Origin of the sequence: Streptomyces sp. AN091965 (assembly GCF_022698285.1) — a bacterium.
In the GTDB taxonomy this organism is placed as follows: Bacteria; Actinomycetota; Actinomycetes; order Streptomycetales; family Streptomycetaceae; genus Streptomyces.
Map to the genome: position 1 here is coordinate 757,107 of NZ_JALDMY010000001.1, position 17,988 is coordinate 775,094.

The 17,988-nt window shown below is 73.3% G+C and carries 15 protein-coding genes; 13 read left to right on the forward strand and 2 right to left on the reverse strand.

Annotated features, from left to right (window positions below; all coding sequences use genetic code 11):
• Positions 1 to 51: 51 nt before the first annotated feature.
• Entirely contained in the window at positions 52 to 1,461 is a 1,410-nt protein-coding gene (locus tag MQV74_RS02830; protein WP_242714403.1) for a hydrolase, read from the reverse strand.
• A 253-nt stretch (positions 1,462 to 1,714) separates the two neighbouring features.
• On the opposite strand from MQV74_RS02830, the gene MQV74_RS02835 reads away from it, so the two are divergent.
• The 4 genes from MQV74_RS02835 to MQV74_RS02850 all read left to right on the forward strand — a co-directional run bounded on the left by MQV74_RS02835 (position 1,715) and on the right by MQV74_RS02850 (position 4,477).
• Entirely contained in the window at positions 1,715 to 3,310 is a 1,596-nt protein-coding gene (locus MQV74_RS02835) for a phage tail sheath family protein (protein ID WP_242714404.1), read from the forward strand.
• Positions 3,311 to 3,372: 62 nt separating this feature from the next.
• Complete coding sequence (locus MQV74_RS02840) at positions 3,373 to 3,816, forward strand: phage tail protein (RefSeq protein WP_138957619.1); 444 nt, start codon at positions 3,373 to 3,375, stop codon at positions 3,814 to 3,816.
• Positions 3,816 to 4,322, forward strand: a complete 507-nt coding sequence (locus MQV74_RS02845) for a hypothetical protein (RefSeq protein ID WP_242714405.1) — start codon at positions 3,816 to 3,818, stop codon at positions 4,320 to 4,322. The genes MQV74_RS02840 and MQV74_RS02845 overlap by 1 nt, the downstream gene beginning before the upstream one ends.
• Positions 4,319 to 4,477 carry a DUF6760 family protein gene (locus MQV74_RS02850; RefSeq protein WP_171075611.1) on the forward strand — a complete coding sequence of 53 codons (159 nt, stop codon included), beginning with the start codon at positions 4,319 to 4,321 and terminating at the stop codon, positions 4,475 to 4,477. The genes MQV74_RS02845 and MQV74_RS02850 overlap by 4 nt, the downstream gene beginning before the upstream one ends.
• 89 nt (positions 4,478 to 4,566) lie before the next feature.
• Here MQV74_RS02850 and MQV74_RS02855 read toward each other — a convergent pair whose 3' ends face one another.
• On the reverse strand, positions 4,567 to 5,982 hold the full coding sequence (locus MQV74_RS02855; RefSeq protein WP_242714406.1) for a hypothetical protein: 1,416 nt from the start codon (positions 5,980 to 5,982) through the stop codon (positions 4,567 to 4,569).
• Between the two features lie 1,900 nt (positions 5,983 to 7,882).
• On the opposite strand from MQV74_RS02855, the gene MQV74_RS02860 reads away from it, so the two are divergent.
• The 9 genes from MQV74_RS02860 (at position 7,883) to MQV74_RS02900 (ending at position 17,975) form a co-directional block, all read left to right on the forward strand.
• Positions 7,883 to 8,206 carry a hypothetical protein gene (locus tag MQV74_RS02860; RefSeq protein ID WP_242714407.1) on the forward strand — a complete coding sequence of 108 codons (324 nt, stop codon included), beginning with the start codon at positions 7,883 to 7,885 and terminating at the stop codon, positions 8,204 to 8,206.
• 52 nt (positions 8,207 to 8,258) lie between these two features.
• On the forward strand, positions 8,259 to 8,681 hold the full coding sequence (locus MQV74_RS02865) for a phage tail protein (RefSeq protein ID WP_242728492.1): 423 nt from the start codon (positions 8,259 to 8,261) through the stop codon (positions 8,679 to 8,681).
• A gap of 41 nt (positions 8,682 to 8,722) precedes the next feature.
• Complete coding sequence (locus tag MQV74_RS02870; RefSeq protein ID WP_242714408.1) at positions 8,723 to 9,442, forward strand: CIS tube protein; 720 nt, start codon at positions 8,723 to 8,725, stop codon at positions 9,440 to 9,442.
• Complete coding sequence (locus tag MQV74_RS02875; RefSeq protein WP_242714409.1) at positions 9,442 to 11,349, forward strand: VgrG-related protein; 1,908 nt, start codon at positions 9,442 to 9,444, stop codon at positions 11,347 to 11,349. The genes MQV74_RS02870 and MQV74_RS02875 overlap by 1 nt, the downstream gene beginning before the upstream one ends.
• Positions 11,350 to 11,403: 54 nt before the next feature.
• Positions 11,404 to 11,853 carry a GPW/gp25 family protein gene (locus tag MQV74_RS02880; RefSeq protein ID WP_242714410.1) on the forward strand — a complete coding sequence of 150 codons (450 nt, stop codon included), beginning with the start codon at positions 11,404 to 11,406 and terminating at the stop codon, positions 11,851 to 11,853.
• On the forward strand, positions 11,853 to 13,811 hold the full coding sequence (locus MQV74_RS02885) for a putative baseplate assembly protein (protein WP_242714411.1): 1,959 nt from the start codon (positions 11,853 to 11,855) through the stop codon (positions 13,809 to 13,811). Before MQV74_RS02880 ends, MQV74_RS02885 begins: the two co-directional genes overlap by 1 nt.
• Before the next feature lie 28 nt (positions 13,812 to 13,839).
• Entirely contained in the window at positions 13,840 to 14,397 is a 558-nt protein-coding gene (locus MQV74_RS02890) for a phage tail protein (protein WP_242714412.1), read from the forward strand.
• Positions 14,394 to 15,785: a discoidin domain-containing protein gene (locus MQV74_RS02895; RefSeq protein ID WP_242714413.1), complete on the forward strand. Its 1,392-nt coding sequence runs from the start codon at positions 14,394 to 14,396 to the stop codon at positions 15,783 to 15,785. The genes MQV74_RS02890 and MQV74_RS02895 overlap by 4 nt, the downstream gene beginning before the upstream one ends.
• Before the next feature lie 174 nt (positions 15,786 to 15,959).
• A complete protein-coding gene (locus MQV74_RS02900; RefSeq protein WP_242714414.1) occupies positions 15,960 to 17,975 on the forward strand; it encodes an FAD/NAD(P)-binding protein in 2,016 nt (671 codons plus the stop codon).
• Positions 17,976 to 17,988 lie beyond the last annotated feature (13 nt).

Genomic DNA, 17,988 nt, shown 5'->3' on the forward strand with positions numbered 1-17,988 from the left:
GGGACGGACGACAGCCGCCCGTCCCCTCACCTGTACGTACCGGGCCGGGGTTCAGGCCCTGAGGCGGATGCCCTCCAGCTGGCGGTCCTCCTCCATCGGCGCGCCCGCGTAGAAGTCCTTGCCCTCCGGGGTGCACACCTCCTGGATCCACTCCGTGTCCTTCGCGTACGCCTCGAAGCACACGGAGCCGTCGGGGACGCTGATGCTGAACCCCTCCATGGGGTGGTTCGAGTCCTTGTCCCCGATGTACAGGTCCTCCGTGTCGCCCGCGTTCTTCCAGTCGTCCCCCGCGCGCCAGTGCTCGGTCACGTAGGCGGCGGTGGCGTTGACGCCGCCCGTGCCGGAGACCGCGATGTTGAGGGACCGGATCGGCTTGTCCTCGCCCACGGTTCCGGCCTCGGCCCCGTCGCACACCGGGTCCTGCCAGCCGTCGTCCTGCACGTAGGCGCGGTAGCAGATGTGCCGGCCCTCGCTGTCCGCGGCGAGCTCGCGCACCGCGTCGGCCGCGGTCTGCTCCTCGGGCTCGTCCTCCTCGGAGTCGCCGCCGCCCCCGCCGTCGCCGCCACCGCCGCTCTCGGGCTTCTCCGAGGCGCCCTCGTCGGGCTTCCCGGCGGGTTCGTCGTCCTTCTCGTCGGGTGCGGGGGGCGCGCTGCTGATGGGCGCGGAGGGGCTGACCGGCTTGATCTTGCCCGCCTCCGCGGGCTTCTCCCGCGCCACGCTCTTGACCTGCGGCTGGTACGTCAGCCAGATCATCACGAAGGCGATGGCCACGGCCACGAGCAGCCCGAAGGTGGTGGCCAGCCAGCCCGGCAGGATCCCGCGCTGCACGAAGGTGCCGTCCACCTCCGTCGGTTCGGTCCCGGAGCGCCGCACCGCGAGCGCGTACGGATGCTCCCCCTTGGAGCCGAACCAGCTGATCTGCCGGGGCCGCAGCGTCAGCTTCACGAACGCGGCCCGGCCCGGCTCGATCTGGACGTTGCCCGGCTGGATGTCGTACGAGAACCGGTCGCCGGTGTCGCCGGCGCTGAGCGAGGCGGTCACCTTGGTGTTGCCGAGGTTGTCCACCGCGAGCCGCGGCCGTCCCCGGAACCGTCCCTTCACCGTCGGCGGCACCAACTCGGCGCGCACTTCGGAGAAGGCGGTGACGGTGAGGTTGCCCTCAGGGACGACGACGGCGTCCGGATGTTCCGCCGGCGTGACCCGTACCGCGTACGGATTCGGCCCGGCGGTCGCGTCCGGTGTGCGCGGCGGTGCGAACGTCAGCTCCACCGTGCCGGTCGTCCCCGGGTAGAGCCGCAGCGTTCTCGGCTCGACCGCGATCCAGGGGGCGAGGTCACCCACCGGTTCGAAGTGGTACTCGTCGACGATGTCGCCGGTGTTGCGCACCCGCAGCCGCACCGTGGTGCTGTCTCCGGGGTCGACGGTCGCAGAAGCAGGTTCCAAAGAGGTCCAAAGGCTCACGCCACGACGCTAGGAGGGGCCGCTGCCCCCGTCAGGAGACGGCCGGGCAGACCCTGTTGCCCGCAGGGGCGGTGGTGGGTGCCCCCGGCCGCGCCCGCTCTCCCGCCGCCCCGAACGGCACGCCGGACGGGGAACGCGCGACGTGCCCCTGAGGGCAGTGGAGTTGCCCGGCGTCCGGCACTCGAGGACGTTCCGGCGACGGCACGCACCCGTCAGGGTGAAGGTCCCGTCTCGTATCCGAGGAGAGCAGAGCATGCCGTCCTACCTGTCGCCCGGCGTCTACGTCGAGGAGGTGGCCAGCGGTTCGCGCCCGATCGAGGGAGTGGGCACCTCCGTGGCGGCCTTCGTCGGGCTCGCGCCGACCGGACCGCTGAACGAGCCGACCCTGGTGACGAACTGGACCCAGTACGTCACCTCCTTCGGTGACTTCACCGACGGGTACTACCTGGCCCACGCCGTGTACGGCTTCTTCAACAACGGCGGTTCCGCCGCGTACGTGGTGCGGGTCGGCGGCGCCGCCGAGGGCGGCACGGGTGCCGGCGGGGCCGCCGACGAGGTGGCCGGGGCCGCGGCGCCTGCGGCCCTGCCCGCCGCCGAGCCCAGGCAGCTCGGCACGTTCGCCGTGACGGCCACGGCCCGGGGCGCGCACGGCCCGCTGACGGTGGAGGTCGCCGACGCCGAGGGCGAGGGCCCCGCCGAGCGCTTCAGGCTCATCGTCAAGGACGGCGACAAGCCGGTCGAGACGCTCGACGTCAGCGCCAAGAAGGGCAACCGGTCCTACGTCGTCACCCAGGTGAAGGAGCGCTCCAAGCTCATCACCGTGACGGAGGCGGCGCCCACGGCGCAGCTCGCCCGCCCCGAGAACCAGACCGTCACCCTGGCCCTGCCCCCGGCTCCCGCCGCCGCGCCCGCGCCCGTCGAGCAGGACGCGACCGCGCACCCCGGCCCGGCCCAGTACCTCGGCGACTCCGCGGACCGCACTGGCTTCGGCGGTCTGGAGGCCATCGACGAGATCTCCATGGTCGCGGTCCCCGACCTGATGGCCGCCTACCAGCAGGGCGCCATCGACCTGGAGGCCGTCAAGGCGGTGCAGCTCGGGCTCATCGCCCACTGCGAGCTGATGGGCGACCGCGTCGCCGTCATCGACCCGCCGCCGAGCCTGAATGCCCGTCAGATCCGGGTGTGGCGCCAGGAGACCGCGGGCTACGACTCCAAGTACGCGGCCCTGTACTACCCCTGGGTGAAGACCTTCGACCCGGCCACGGGCCGGGCCCGGCTGATGCCGCCGAGCGGTCACGTCGCGGGCATCTGGGCCCGCAACGACTCCGAGCGCGGTGTGCACAAGGCACCCGCCAACGAGGTCGTGCGCGGCGCCGTCGACCTGGAGCTGCAGATCACCCGGGGCGAGCAGGACCTGCTCAACCCCATCGGCGTCAACTGCATCCGCGCCTTCCCCGGCCGGGGCGTGCGCGTCTGGGGTGCCCGCACCATGTCCTCCGACCCCGAGTGGCGCTATCTGAACATCCGCCGGTACTTCAACTACCTTGAGGAGTCGATCCTCATCGGCACCCAGTGGGTGGTGTTCGAGCCGAACGACCACGCCCTGTGGGCCCGCATCCGGCGCAACATCTCGGCGTTCCTCGTCAACGAGTGGCGCAGCGGCGCCCTCTTCGGCCGCCGTCCCGACGAGGCCTACTACGTGAAGTGCGACGAGGAGACCAACCCGCCGGAGTCGGTCGACCTGGGCCGGGTCGTGTGCGAGATCGGCGTCGCCCCGGTCAAGCCCGCGGAGTTCGTGATCTTCCGCCTCTCCCAGTTCTCCAGCGGCAGCGGGGAGTTGGAGGAGTAGCCGCCCCGGCCGTCCCGGCCCTCCCGCTCGCACACCACCAAGCCTAGAAGGACAGCGAACCCATGAGTCTCATGCAGGGTGACTCCCTCACCTCACACAACTTCGGTCTGCAGATCGACGGTGTGATGGTCGAGTACCTCTCGGAGGTCAGCGGCCTCTCCATCGAGCAGGACGTCATCGTCAGCCAGCAGAACACCGCGCAGGGCCAGATCGACATCAATCTGCTGCCCGGGGTGCAGAAGAACGGGCAGTGCACCGTGGTGCGCGGCATGACCCAGTCGGCCTCGTTCACCCAGTGGATCAACGACTCGATCAGCGGCCGGATGAGCACGGCCCGCAAGAACGCCTCGATCATCATGATGGACTTCGAGGACAACCCGGTGAAGCGGTACAACCTGCGCAACGCCTGGTGCAGCAAGATCGACGCGAGCACCCTCAAGGCGGGCGAGGCCTCCGCGCTCACCGAGACCGTGACCATCGTCTTCGAAGAACTGGTCATCGAGTAATGCGGCGCACGGCTGTCGGAGCACCGGGGCGGGGCCAGGCCGCCGCGGCCCCGCCCGCTCCCCCGAGCGCGGTGGCGGGAGCGGAGTCCCCGTCTTCGTCTCCCGCCACCGCTCCTGCCGACCCCGCGCTCCGGGAGCTGCGCACGGAGTTCCCCTTCCAACTGCCGCGCGGCTACGTCGACGAGGCGGGGACCGTGCACCGGGACGGGGTGATGCGCCTGTCGACGGCCCGGGACGAGCTGGTCCCCCTGCGCGACGTCCGCGTCCAGGAGAACCCGGCGTACCTGTCGGTGGTGCTCCTCGGGCGCGTCATCACGCGTCTGGGCACGCTGGCCACGGTGCACGACGGGACGGTGGAGAACATGTTCGCCTCCGACCTCGCGTTCCTCCAGGACTTCTACCGACAGATCAACGCCGAGGGCCACACCCGCGCCGCGGTGGAGTGCCCGCACTGCTCCGAGCCGTTCGAGGTGGAACTCGGCGGGAGCCGCCTGGGGGAATCGTGACGTACGCGACCGACCGACTGCACGAGGAGATCGCGTACGTCGCCTATCACTTCCACTGGAACCTGGAGACGATCCTGGACCTCGAACACCACGACCGGCGCCGCTACGCGCACCAGATCGCGTCCTTCGTGGCGCGCGCCGGGGCGGAGGGCTGAGCGGTGGGGTTCTTGGACCGGCTGCGGGCCGCGCGGGCCGCGCGGGGGCGCGGGGGGAACGAGGGCGGAAGCGAGGCCTCGGACGGCGGTCAGCCGCCGCTCGGCCCCGACCGGTCCGAGGCGTGCGGGGCTCCGGCCCCGGCCGTGGGTGCTTCCTGGTCGGCGCTGCCGCCGATGCAGCGTTCCGTGGCGGGCGGGGACGCCGGGATCGCGGACGCCGCGTTCGGCAGGCGGCTGCCGACCTGGCAGGACCCGTCCTTCACGGTGGCGTCCGCCCGCACCGGGGTCTTGGACGGCAGCGCCGGAAGCCTGCTCTCCGCGACACCGCCGGCCGACTCCGCTCGGCCGGTCACGGGGCTCGAAGGGGCCGTGAGTACGGCGTCCTGGACGATTGCCACGCGGGAGCCGGCGGGGCGGCGGGTACCTGTGGCTCCGCTACGGGCCCTGCCGGAGGTGGAGCCGAGCTCTTTCACGCCCTCCGCGCCACCCCCCATGCCTTCGCCCTCTGCGCCACCGCCCTTGCCTTCGCCCTCCGCGCCACCGCACTCGGGTTCACCGTCCGCGACGCCCTCCATGCCTTCGCCCTCCGCGGCGCCTCGCTCGGGTTCACCGTCCGCGACACCGTCCATGCCTTCGCCGTCTGCGACGCCGCCCTCGGGTTCGCCATCCGTGGCGCCCCCCTTGGATTCACCGTCCGCGACGCCACCCTTGCCTTCGCCCTCCGCGGCGCCTCGCTCGGGTTCACCGTCCGCGACGCCGCCCATGCCTTCACCGTCTGCGACGCCGCCCTCGGATTCGCCGTCCGTGGCTCCCCCCTTGGATTCACCGTCCGCGACGCCGCCCATGCCTTCGCCCTCCGCGGCGCCTCGCTCGGGTTCACCGCCCGCGACACCGTCCATGCCCTCGCCGTCCGCGGCTCCGCCTTCGTCTTCGTCGCCGTCTTCGCGTTCGTCGCTGCCTTCGCTCTCACCCTCCCCTTCGTCAACCTCGTCGTCGCTTTCGACTTCGTCGCATTCGCTGCCTTCGCCTTCGCCGTCTGCGGTGCCGCGATCGTCTTCGTCGTATTCGCCACCACCGTTGCCCGAGCCCTCTGCCGCGCCGCCCTCGCCTTCACCGCCTTCGCCTTCGATGTCGTCGCCGTATTCCCCTGCGTCGACCTCGTCGCCGACTTCGATGTCTTCGCCTTCGTCGCCCTCCTTGTCGTCTTCGTCGTCGTCACCTTCACTACCTTCGCCTGCGGCGCCGCGATCGCCTTCGTCGCCCTCAATGTCGTCCCCGTCGCCACCTTCGTCTTCGTCAACGTCGCTGCCTTCGTCCTCGCCTTCGTCCTCGCCTTCGTCCTCGCCTTCGTCCTCGCCTTCGTCGTCTCCGTCGGCGTCCTCGCCGTCTTCGCTGCCCTCCGCCTCCAGGACGTCGTCCGCGCCCCCACCGGTGACCGTCGCGCGGGCGTTGCAGCCCGGTTCGCGCGGTGGTGCGGGCAGCTCTGGTGGATCCCGTCGGTTCATGGGGGCCGATGGATCATCGGGGCCGAGCCGTACCGCTGGGCGTGCCGCGCCTGCGGGCCCCGGCATCCGGCCGGGGCCCGCAGGTTCCTCGGCCTTGCCTGGGCGCTCTGCGGGGCCTGCGGCGCAACCTCCCGTCGTGCAGACGAAGCGGAGCGCGCGGCTCGCGCCCGAGGGGCGGCCTGCGGGGGCGGGTTCCGTGCCGACCCGTGCTGTGCCTGCCGGGCCTGGGAACGATCGGCCGAGTGCTGTGAACCCGGCGCGACCCTTGCCTTCGGCGCCGCCTCCCGCCCCGGCACACCGTGTTCGCCCTGCGTCCCCTGCCGCGCCCTCGCCCCGGCCCCTCACCAAGTCACCGGCCGTGTCGGCGGCGGTCCAGCGTCGTGTCCTGCCTGTGGCACGCCGGGAATCGGCGGCGCCGCGCGGGACGAGCAGCGGTGCGAGCGAGGGGTCCGCCCCAGCTGCGGGCGGTCGAGGCGGAGCTCACCTGCCCTCTGTCTCCGATCTCCCTACGGTGGCCGCCGCGGAGGCCACGCGTACGCCGGTTGCTGACGCCCCCGTGCAACGGGCGGTGGCTCAGCCGGTCCGGCCCGACAGGGCCACGGCCCCCGGGCCGACTTCGTCGGGCGCGCGTGGAACGACACCGCCCTCCAGTGACGCCGCGCGCGGCACGGACGACCGGACCGCCTCCGCCGAGCACCCGCAGCCCGTGCAGCGGGCCGTCACCCAGCCGACCCGGCCCGACAACACCACGGCTGCCAGCCCGGCTTCGTCCGACGCATGTGCGGTGGGTCCGGTGCGCAGCACGGGCGACCACACTCGCCCGGCCCGTCGCACCACTTCCGCCGACGGCCGGCAGCCGGTACAGCAGGCCGTAACCCAGCCGGTCCGGCTCGACGACACCATCGCTTCCGGCGATGCGGCACGCAGCAGGAGCAATCACCCGCACCCAGCCGGTCACACCACTCCCACCGACAGCCCGCCGCCAGCGCAGCGAGCCGCCGCCCACCCCCTCCAGCCCGACAACACCGCCTCCACCAGCCCGGCGGCATCTGGCACATCTGCGATGACGCTGCGCTCCAGCGACACAACGCGCAGCACGAGCGCCCAGACTCACCCGGCCCGTCGCACCACTTCCGCCAACGGCCCGCAGCCGGTGCAGCGAGCCGCCGCCCACCCCCTCCAGCCCGACACCACCACCGCCACCAGCCCGGCTCCGTCCGGGACACCTGTCGCGGCACCAACGCCCAGTGCCCCGGCACGCAGCGCGAGTGACCACATCACCTCCGCCCACAGCACACCACCGGTGCAGCGAGCCGTCACCCCAGGGAACGCGGGCACATCGGGCGTACGTCCGGCGGTGCCCGGCAGCACGGCCAAGGGAAGCGGCACACCGAGCCGGGCCGCCGGGCCGAGCCGTGCTGCCGACGGGCCGCCGGTGCAGCAAGCGCCGCCGCAGCCCCCACCCCCGGCAGAGGCGCGCCCTCCACGCCCCGCCCGCCCGAGCCCGAGCACGGCTGCGAAGCCGAGCCCCTCCACGGCTTCCCCCTCGCCCCAGCCAGCGTTGAGCAACTCAGCTCCCACCCAGGCGAGTTCACACACGAGCGGCGCCCCAGTCCAGCGGCGCGCACTCCCGGCCCGCCCCGGGAACGCGCCGTCGGCCACAGCGGCACCCCCCAGCCCCACCTCCGCACATCCCCCGGTACAGCGCAGCGTCCGCCAGGGCCTCGGTGCCCCCGTGGCGTCCGTGGCCCCCGTGCAATCCCCGGTGCAGCGTGTCGCGGCGCCCGTGCAGCGGCGGCGCAGCCCGCTCGGTGCCCCGGTCACCCCGGTGGAGACCTCGCCCGCCGAAGACGGGGAACTGACCGTTCAGCGAAGCCCGTTCAGGCGGGGTCAGCACTCGGTGATCGGATCCCTCGCAGCGTCGGCGGCGGCGACCGTCGCCGACACCCTGGGGCGTGGGGAGCCGCGGGGCGCGGAGCGCCCCGAGGACCCTCCACCGGCCTACAGCCCGGCCGCTGTGGACGCGGTGTCGGCCCCGCCCGACGACGAGGCGCCGCCCGCCTGCACCCGGGTTCCCGAGGGCGCGTTCGACCCCAAGGGCCTCTCGGACTTCCAGGTGGACGAGCTGGTGCACCGGATGGTCGGCCGCATCACCCGGCTGATCCGTACCGAACTCCGCATGGACCGCGAGCGGATCGGCAGGCTCCGTGACGACCATCGCTGAGCCGCGGCTCTCCTCGTACGACCAGCAGACGCGACAGAAAGGCCCCCGCACGATGCCCCGCCAGGACCCGGGCTCCACCCTATGGTTCCGCCTCTCCATCGACGGCGAGAGCCTCGGCTACTTCAACGGATGCGAAGGCCTTTCGTCGCAGGTGGAGATCGAGCGCCGTCAGGAAGGCGGCAACAACGGCTTCGTGTGGCAACTGCCGTCCCGCGTCACGTTCTCCACCATCCGGCTGACCCGTCCGCTCACTCCGGACACCGCGAAGGTCGCCAAGTGGATCTCCTCCGTGCAGACCGGGATCAAGCGGCCCACCGCCGAGATCGCGGCCCTGCGCGCGGACGGCTCCGAGGTCGCGCGCTGGGGCCTGATCGACGTGCTGCCGGTCAGCTGGCAGGGCCCGCGGCTCGACCCGGGGAGCCCGGCCGTCGCCACGGAAGTCCTGGAGATCACCCATCACGGGTTCACGGACTGAGACTTCGCGCCGACCGGACAGAAGAGCGGGAGACCCACCCCATGCCCAAGAGCAAAGGCGCAGGCAAGAGCCTCGTACGTGCCAGCCTCGCCATCCACGAGCCCCCCATCGGCACCAGCACCACGCCGGGAGGGCTCATCAGGACGTTCGCCTTCGACTTCAACCCGGCGCAGCTGACCATCGGCCGCCGCGCGAACTGGACGGTGACGCCGACGGCGGCCAACCGGGACGGCGCGATGCCGGAGTTCATGGGGTCGGAGCCCCGCGAGATGAGCGTGGAGATCTTCCTGGACTCCTCCGACCGGCCGACGAGCAACGAGGTCCTCAAGAAGGTGCAGGCGCTTCTCGACTGCTGTGGGGTGACCGCCAAGAGCAAGGACGCCGACCAGCCGTCGCCGCCGTGGGTGATCTTCCAGTGGGGGTCGTTCAGGACCGCCCGGTTCACCGCCTACGTCAGCTCCGTCGACGCCTCGTACACCCTGTTCGGCACCTCGGGCATGCCCCTGCGCGCCGCCTGCCAGCTGCGCCTGCACGAGATCCCGGGCGACCCCATGGGACAGAACCCGACCTCGGGCGCGCTCACCGCGCAGCGCGTGCACCGGGTCGTCGCCGGTGACTCGCTGCAGTCGCTCGCCTGGCGCGAGTACGGCGACGCCACGGTGTGGCGGGCCATCGCCGAGGCCAACGGGATCGACGACCCGTCCGTCCTCGCCCCGGGCACCGAACTCCTGCTCCCCGCGCCGCAGGAGGTGGGCCGCTGATGGGCAACACCGCGTTCTCCAGCATCATCAAGGTGAGGCTCGGCAGCACCGAACTCACCGACGACCAGGCCCGGATGCTCGTCGACGGCTGGGTCGACCAGGGCGCCGGGGTGCCCGCCGCGTTCCGCCTCACCTTCCGCGACCCGCACCGGCTGCTCCTCAAGGAGCTGGGCGTGACGTTCGGCACCGACGTGGTGCTGACCCCGGTGGCCGACGGGCAGGGCGCGGGCGACCCGCTCCTCACCGGCGAGGTCACCGCCCTGGAGGCCGACTACGACGGCACCGGCTCCTTCACCGTCATCCGCGGCTACGACCTCGGCCACCGCTTCCTGCGCCGGCGCCGCGTGGTCGCGTACACGAACGAGACCGCGTCCTCGATCGTGGGGAAGCTGGCCGGGCTCGCGGGCGTGCCCGTCGGGAGGATCGAACCCTCCGGCGCGAGCTACGAGTTCATCAGCCAGGCCAACGTCTCCGACTGGGACTTCATCGCCCGCCTCGCGGACGAGAACAACATGGTGATGTCCCTCGACGCCGAGGGCCGGTTCAACTTCGTCTCGCCGAAGCCCTCGTCGGGCGCGCCCTCGCCGAAGAGCGAGAAGAACCCCCTCGTCCTGAAGTCCGGGATCGACATCCTGCGCCTCCGCACCTCCGTGACCGCCGCCGACCAGGTGGCCGAGGTGGAGGTGCGCGGCTACGACGTCGCCACCGCGCGCGAGATCGTGGAGACGTCGAGCAGCGCGAAGAATCCGGTCTTCTCCCTCGGCACCTCCCCGAAGCGGGCCGCGGGCGCCTTCAAGAAGACCAAGCTCGTGCAGACCTCGATGCCCTACGACAAGCGGCCCGAGGTCAAGCACGCCGCCGACGCCCTCTACGACGACGTGTCCTCCTCCTTCTCCGAACTGGAGGTCGTGGTCCACGGCAACCCCAAGCTGCGCCCCGGACTGCCCGTGGCGCTCGGTGACGTCGGCTGGCCCTTCCAGGGCAAGTACACGACGACGTCCGTACGGCACGTGTTCGGCAACGGGCAGCGCTACGAGTCCTGGGTGACGGTCACCGGCCGCCAGTGGCGCTCCCTGTACGGGCTGGCCTCGGGCGGCACGTCGGGCGAGCCGCGGCTGCCCGGCGTGGCCAACGCCGTGGTCACGGACGTCGACACGAAGGACGAACAGGCCCGTGTGAAGCTGAAGTTCCCCTGGCTGGACGACACCTACGTCAGCGACTGGACGCGCTGTGTGCACCTCGGCGGGAAGCGCGGCGGCGGCATCTTTCCGCTGGACGTGGGCGACGAGGTCCTCGTCGGCTTCGACCGGGGCGCGCTCGACCACCCCTTCGTGATCGGCGGCCTCTACAACGGCAAGGACAAGCCGACCCGGAACAAGGCCCCGCTGTACTCCGGGGCACGCAACCAGGCCAGCCGCCACACCGTCTCCGACCGCACCGGCAACCGCATCGACCTGCTCAGCCAGCGCGTGGGCAGCCACCGGGGCGTCAGGATCTCCACGGGCGACGACAAGCTGACCGTCCACCTGGACCGCGCCAAGACCGAGATCACCGTGGACAGCAAGGGCTCGGTCACCATCAAGGGCAGCCGCTCCGTGTCCGTCCGGGCGGGAACGGACCTCACGCTGAGCGCCAAGCGCAACGTGTCCGTCCAGAGCGGCGGGACGCTCAACATCCGGGCCGCGAGCACCGTCAACGTGAACGCTCCCGCCGGTGCGTTCAGCGTCACCTCGGCGCTGTTCAACGTGAAGGCGGCGGGTGCGGTGAGCATCAGCGCGGTGGGCGCGGCGAGCATCAACTCCGTCGGCCCCGCGTCGGTCACCTCGGCGGCCATGGCGAGCCTGACCGGCGCCAATCTCGCGTTGACCGGCATCGTCAGAGTCAACGGGAAGCCGCTGCCGTTCTGATGACCCACCCGAACCCGTACCGCGTGAGCGGCAGAAGAGAGCGGTGACCTATCGATGGCCGAACAATTCGTCGGCTCCGGCTGGGCGTTCCCGCTGCGCATCGGCCCCACCGGCGGCATCGCCCTGGTCAGCGGGGAGCGTGAGATCGAGGAGGCCATCCGGCTCGTCCTCGCCACCGCGCCCGGCGAGCGGCCGATGCGCCCGGAGTTCGGCTGCGCCATCCACGACCTGGTGTTCGCCCCGGTCAACGAGCAGACCGCGGGGCGCATCCAGCACGAGGTGCAGCTGAGCCTGGACCGCTGGGAGCCGCGCATCGAGGTCCGGAGCGTGGAGGTCAGCACGGGCACCGACCAGAGCGTGCTCCACATCGACGTCCGCTACGCGATCCGCGGCACGAACAACCCGCGCAGCCTCGTCTTCCCCTTCTACGTCATTCCCTCCCACGAGGAGCCCGGGGCCCCGGAGGCGTCCGCCGGCCCCGCCTCCCCCGAAAGCGACCGCTGATGCCCCTGCACTCCCCCAACCTCGACGACCGCCGCTTCCAGCAGTTCGTCGACGACGCCAAGCGCTACATCCAGCAGCGCGCCCCGGAGTGGACCGACCACAACGTCTCCGATCCCGGCGTGACCCTCGTCGAGACGGTCGCGCACATGGCCGACCAGATCGTCTACCGGCTCAACCGCGTACCGGAGAAGAACCACCTGGCCTTCCTCGACCTGGTCGGCATCACGCTCTTCCCGCCGACCGCCGCGCGCACGGACGTCACGTTCTGGCTCTCGGCGCCCCGGGAGGAGGCGGTGGCGGTGCCGGTCGGCACGGAGGTGACCACGCTGCGCACGGAAGCCGAGGACGCGGTCGTCTTCGCCACCGAGCAGGAGCTGCGGATCGTGCCCTGCGCGCTGGCGCGCCTGGTGGTGCAGCGCCGCGGCGAGCCTGTCGCCGACCGGAGCGCCGACCTGGCCGAGGGCAACGACGTGCTGTGCTTCGCCGAGGTGCCGCGGCCGGGCGACTGCCTGCTGTTCGGCCTGACGTCGGCCGTCCCGCACTGCGCCGTCGCGCTGGAACTCGACAGCCGGGTCGACGGCGTCGGCGTCGACCCCCGCCAGCCGCCGCTCGTGTGGGAGGCCTGGACCGCGGACGGCTGGCAACGGTGCGAGGTCCACCGCGACGGCACCGGCGGCCTCAACCGGCCCGGCGACGTGATCCTGCACGTGCCCGGCGGCCACGTCCTGTCCCGCAACGCGGGCCACGAGGGCGGCTGGCTGCGCTGCCGCGTCACCGAGCCCCTGGCGAACCAGCCCTTCTACGCCACCTCGCCGACGGTGCGCGCCGCGGAGGGCTGCACGGTCGGCGGCACCACCCGCGTGGTCCACGCCGAGACGGTGTACGACGAGGCCCTCGGCGAGACCACGGGCCTCCCCGGGCAGCGCCTTCGCCTCGCCCACGCGCCGGTCGTCGGCGACGACCCGCCGGTGCTGCTCCAGACCGCCGAGCACGACGGCTGGCAGGACTGGAAGGTGGTTCCGCACTTCGCCGAGTCCCGCCCGGACGACCGGCACGTCACGCTCGACGCGGCCACCGGTGACATCGCCTTCGGCCCCGCGGTCCGCGAACCCGACGGCTCCCTGCGCCAGTACGGCCTCGTCGCCCCCAAGGGGGCGGTCATCCGCGCCCGCCGCTACCGCACCGGCGGCGGCCGGACCGGCAATGTGGCGCGCGGCGCGATCCGCGTCCTGCGCACCTCCATCCCGTACGTGACCGAGGTCGTGAACGCGGAGGCCGCGCACGGCGGCGTCGACGGCGAGACGGTCGAGGAGGCCAAGGTCCGGGCGCCGATCACGCTCCGCGCCCAGGAGCGCGCCGTGACCCTGCGCGACTACGAGGAACTCGCCCGCCGTGCCGCGCCGGAGACCGCCCGCATCACGTGTCTGGAGGGCAGGGTCGACGACTACGGGGCGCACGCGGTGCGCGTGCTCGTCGTGCCGCAGGCCGTGCCCGATCCCGGCGGGCGGCTCCGGTTCGAGCAACTCGTGCCGGCTGACGCCCTGTTGGAGCGCATCACCCGCCACCTCGACGAGCGCCGCCTCATCGGCACCAGGCTGGCCGTGGGCCCGCCGTACTACCAGGGCATCACGGTGGTGGCCACGGTCCACGCCTTCCGCGGGGTGGAGGCCGACCAGGTGCGGCGCGCGGCCCACGACGCCCTCTACCGCCATCTCGACCCGCTGGCCGGTGGCGCGGACGGCCGCGGCTGGCCCTTCGGCCGCCCGGTCCAGGCGGGCGAGGTCTTCGCCGTGCTGCAACGGGTGCCCGGCGTCGAGCTGGTCGACGAGGTCGTCCTGCACCCCGCCGACCCGCTGACCGGCAAGCGCGGCGACCCGACCGGCCGCATCGACCTGGAGCGGTCCGCCCTGGTGTTCTCCTTCGACCACCGCGTCCGCGTGATCGGAGACGCCGCATGACGCGCCCGCCGCACCCGGGAGGCAGCCGATGAGAGGGTCGGTCGACGGCCTCGGCTCCTCCGCGCCGATCGGCACGATGCTCCCCGCGGTCTTCGCCGACGACGACCTCGCCCAGCGCTTCGTCGGGGGCCTCGACGACGTCCTGGCGCCGATCCTCAATGTCCTGGACTGCCTGGACTCCTACTTCGACCCCGCGCTCACCCCGGTCGACTTCGCCCAGTGGCTGAGCGTCTGGGTCGGGGCGGAGACCGACGGCACCGAACCCGAGGCGCGCCTGCGCGCCGCCGTGGCCGCCGCCGCGAGCCTGCACCGCCTACGGGGCACGCCGCGGGGCCTGTCGGAGGCGGTCCGGCTCGCGTTCGGCACCGAGCCGGAGATCACGGAGAGCGGGGGCGCCGCGTGGAGCGCGCGCCCCCGCGGTCGCGTGCCCGGCAGCCCTCGCCCCCATCTGCACGTCACGCTCCGGCTGCCCGAGCCCACTCCGGCGGACACCCACCGCCTGGACGGGCTCGTGGCCGCCGCCCGTCCCGCACACATGCCCTACACCGTCACCGTGACGGCCGCTGAAAGGACCCTCGAACGATGACCACGCAGAACTGCGCCGAGTGCGACTCCCGCGTGGAACCCGGGCAGTCGTTCTGCGATGCCTGCGGTGCGGTCCTGAGCTGGGACCGGTCGGGGGCGCGCAGCGCGGCGCCGACGGCCTCCGGCCCCGGGTCCGCCCCGGGCCCGGCCTCGGCCCCGGCCTCCGGGAGCGCCTCCGGCTACGGCTCGGGGCCCGGCTCCGGCGACGCTTCCGGGTGGGACGCCTCCGCCCACCCCGGTGGCGCCGCTCCCGCCCCGACCACGGCCCCCTACGCCGCCGACGCCCACACCCCCAGGCCCGCGCCCGGCCCGCCCCAGGGCGCGCCTGCGCACGGGGCCCCGGGACACGGCACCGCCGGGCGCGCTCCCTTCGGCGCCGCGCCCGGCGCGGCCCCCGGCGGGCCCCCTTACCCGTCCGGCAACCCGGACCTGACGGACACCACCCCCAACACCCCGGCGGCCGCCGCCCCCGACGCCCTGTCCGACCGGGCGCGTTCCCTGCTCGTCCCCGTCTCCGAGCCGGAGGCGAGGCCCGCCGGGCCCCCGCCGTCCGTGGCCCCGGTCCTGCCGGGCCGGCCCGACACCGAGCGGCCGCGGGTACGCGCCCCCGGGCCGCACCGAGGCACCGGGCACGGCGCGTCCTGCCCCTGGTGCGCCACGCCGAACCATCCCGAGCGCCACTTCTGCGCCCGCTGCGCGATGCCGCTGGCCGAACGCGTTGGGCGCGGCGACGGCCCGCCCGCCCACCGCCCCTGGTGGCGCCGGATCTTCGGCCCCGACCGGAACGAGACCCCGTGGGCGGGCGACCGCCCCCGGCTCAGGCGCGTGTTCGACCGGGTCGGCACCTGGGTCACCGCGGCCGTCGTGCTGCCGCTGCTCGTCTTCGGCGCGGTGAACGTCCCCGACGGGGTCCAGGCCACGCGCGACCACTTCGCCAAGCGCGCCCCGGTCGAGCCGGACGGGATCCGCGCCTCGCGGTCCTACGAGGGGCACGGCCCGAAGCTGGCCTTCGACAAGCTCAACAACACCTGGTGGGGCCCCGGGGTCGCGCAGTCGGGCCAGGGCGAGTGGATCGAGGTGAGCTTCGCCCGGCCGACCCGCCTCCTGGACGTCATCATCACGCCGGGCATGTCGATCCGCGCCGACCAGCTCGGCAAGTCGGCCCTGCCGCACCGCGTCAAGGCGACCATCACCAAGAAGGACGGCTCGACCGCGACCCGCGAACTCACCCTGGACCCGGGCGCGGGCGGCCAGCGCCGCGCCTTCCGCGTCGGCGAGGTCACCCGGGTCCGCTTCACCATCGAGTCGGCGCACGCCGCCTCCGACAAGAAGCAGGTGGCCATCGCCGAGATCGAGCTCTTCGGCCGCTCCGGCAGCGACCGGTCCTGACCGGAGCAATCCCCTCCGCCCCCGGGCCCTCGCCGGAGCGCGACGACTTCGGCGAGTTGCCACGGTGAAACGGGCCTCCTTGCCCGCCCCCGAGTCCGCCCAGAATGCTGAACGCGCCACCGGGCCGATGACTGCTCACTTTCCTGAGGGGGGATTCCGGTGCCTGGAGTCAGCGTGCGCGTACCGGTGTACGACCGGCCGCTCGGCCCCGCACCGCTCGCGGCCCAGCAGGCGCAGACCGCAGGCCCGGACCCCGCACCGGCCGGCCTCGGGGGCGGGTACGCGGTCGCCGTGGTGGGCACGGGCCCGCGGGGCATCTCCATCCTCGAACGCCTGGGCGCGCGGCTGCTCGGCAAGCGGCCCGCGCGCCCCCTCACGATCTACGCCATCGACGCGGACGAGGTCGGCTCCGGCCGGGTCTGGCGTTCGGGCCAGCCGCGGTGGCTCTCCATGAACAACCGCTGCGGCGAGGTCACCATGTTCTCGGGCCCCGCCGACGACGGCGCCTGGCGCCCCGGCGCCGGGCCGACGTTCGCCCAGTGGTGGCAGCGCGTGGACGCACGCTTCCCCGGGCCCGACGCGTACGCGCCCCGCAGCCTCTACGGCCGCTATCTGCGCTTCGTCCTCGACGTCGTGGAGACGAACCTGCCGCCCGACGTGCGTCTGGTCCGCGTTCCCGGCCTCGTCAGCGGCATCGACGAGCGTGACGGACGGTTCGAACTCCGCGTCGGGGACCGGAGAATCGCCTGCGACCAGGTCGCCGTCTGCAGCGGCCACCCGCGCGAGCAGCCCGAGCGCCCCGCCCGCGCGGGGCGGGCCGCGCCAGGACAGCGGCAGCGCCGCACACCGGCACGCGCCTTCGACGGCACCGGCCGCCTGGGCGTGCTCCCGGGCAGCGTGATCGGCATCCGCGGGCTCGGCCTCACCTTCCACGACGTCGTCGCCATGCTGACGGTCGGCCGCGGCGGCCGCTTCGTCGGGCGGGGCCGTGACTGCGTGTACGTACCGAGCGGGGACGAGCCCGACCTCATCGTGGCCGGTTCGCGCAGCGCGCTGCCCATCCCGACGCGCGGTGCCGCGCAGCGGCCGTTCGACTTCCGGTACGCGCCCCGCCTCTTCACGCCCGAGCTGATCGCCCGTCTCCGGGCGGCGGGACCGCTCGACTTCCGTGCGGACGTCTCGCCCTGGCTCCTGGCCGAGATGAACCTCGCCTTCTGGCAGCGGCGCCTCGCCCCGGACTCGTTCGCCGTCCTGGAGCGGCAGCTCGCGAGCCTTCCGTCCGCCGGCGTCGAGGTGATGCACCGGCTCCGGCGGACGGCGGCCGACCTCGGCTGCGCCGAGGTGCTGTCCCTGGAGGGCCTCGCCCATCCCTTCAGGGGACGTGCCTTCGCCGACCAGGACGCGTTCCGCGGCGAGCTCGGACGGCTCCTCGCGCACGACGTGGACGAGGCGATGCGCGGCGAGGTCGACGGCGCCCTCAAGGCGGCCATGGAGGTGCTCCGGGACGTACGGCCGACGGTGCGGGCCGCCGTGGACTTCGGGGGCCTCACGGCCGCGTCCCACAAGGACTTCGTGGAGCGCGTCGGCCCGATGCTCGCCTTCCTCTCGACCGGCCCCTCCGCCGTCCGCACCTGCCAGCTCATCGCGCTGATGCGCAGCGGTCTGCTCGACGTCCTCGGACCCCAGGCCCGGTTCACGGCCCACGACGACGGCTTCGTCGGCCATTCGCCGCTGGTCGACGGCTACAGCGTCTTCTGCTCGGACGTCATCGACGCCCGCATCCGGCAGCCCGACCTCGAGAGGGACCCGGGGCCGCTGGCCAAGAGGCAGCGGGACGCGGGGGCCTGGCGCCCGCACGTGTGCGCCGGTGATCCGGCGTTCCGCACCGGCGGCATCGACGTCACCACCGCGCCCTACCACCCCATCGCTGCCGACGGCTCGGTGGAGCGCCGGATGTACGTGCTCGGCATTCCGACGGAGTCCACGCGCTGGTTCATGCAGGTCGGCATCGGCCGGCCGGGGCCCTGGGGCGAGTTCTTCCGCGACGCGGACACGATCGCCCGGGCGGCCCTGGACACGGTCGAGGTGACCGGCCTGCCCGCCGAGGAGGGCGCGCGCCCCGGGCCGCGCGACATGGACTACTGCTTCGGCCCGCAGCACCCGGACGGGGCCTCTCCTTCTGCCCGCTGAACCCATGGAGGTG

Excerpts from the sequence above, each read along its gene's own strand:
- MQV74_RS02880 (WP_242714410.1), top strand. The coding sequence starts at position 11,404 with ATGGCCGAACAATTCGTCGGCTCCGGCTGGGCGTTCCCGCTGCGCATC.
- MQV74_RS02840 (WP_138957619.1), top strand. The coding sequence starts at position 3,373 with ATGAGTCTCATGCAGGGTGACTCCCTCACCTCACACAACTTCGGTCTG.
- MQV74_RS02845 (WP_242714405.1), top strand. The coding sequence starts at position 3,816 with ATGCGGCGCACGGCTGTCGGAGCACCGGGGCGGGGCCAGGCCGCCGCG.
- MQV74_RS02855 (WP_242714406.1), bottom strand. The coding sequence starts at position 5,982 with ATGAACCGACGGGATCCACCAGAGCTGCCCGCACCACCGCGCGAACCG.
- MQV74_RS02890 (WP_242714412.1), top strand. The coding sequence starts at position 13,840 with ATGAGAGGGTCGGTCGACGGCCTCGGCTCCTCCGCGCCGATCGGCACG.
- MQV74_RS02885 (WP_242714411.1), top strand. The coding sequence starts at position 11,853 with ATGCCCCTGCACTCCCCCAACCTCGACGACCGCCGCTTCCAGCAGTTC.
- MQV74_RS02895 (WP_242714413.1), top strand. The coding sequence starts at position 14,394 with ATGACCACGCAGAACTGCGCCGAGTGCGACTCCCGCGTGGAACCCGGG.
- MQV74_RS02865 (WP_242728492.1), top strand. The coding sequence starts at position 8,259 with ATGCCCCGCCAGGACCCGGGCTCCACCCTATGGTTCCGCCTCTCCATC.
- MQV74_RS02870 (WP_242714408.1), top strand. The coding sequence starts at position 8,723 with ATGCCCAAGAGCAAAGGCGCAGGCAAGAGCCTCGTACGTGCCAGCCTC.
- MQV74_RS02875 (WP_242714409.1), top strand. The coding sequence starts at position 9,442 with ATGGGCAACACCGCGTTCTCCAGCATCATCAAGGTGAGGCTCGGCAGC.
- MQV74_RS02835 (WP_242714404.1), top strand. The coding sequence starts at position 1,715 with ATGCCGTCCTACCTGTCGCCCGGCGTCTACGTCGAGGAGGTGGCCAGC.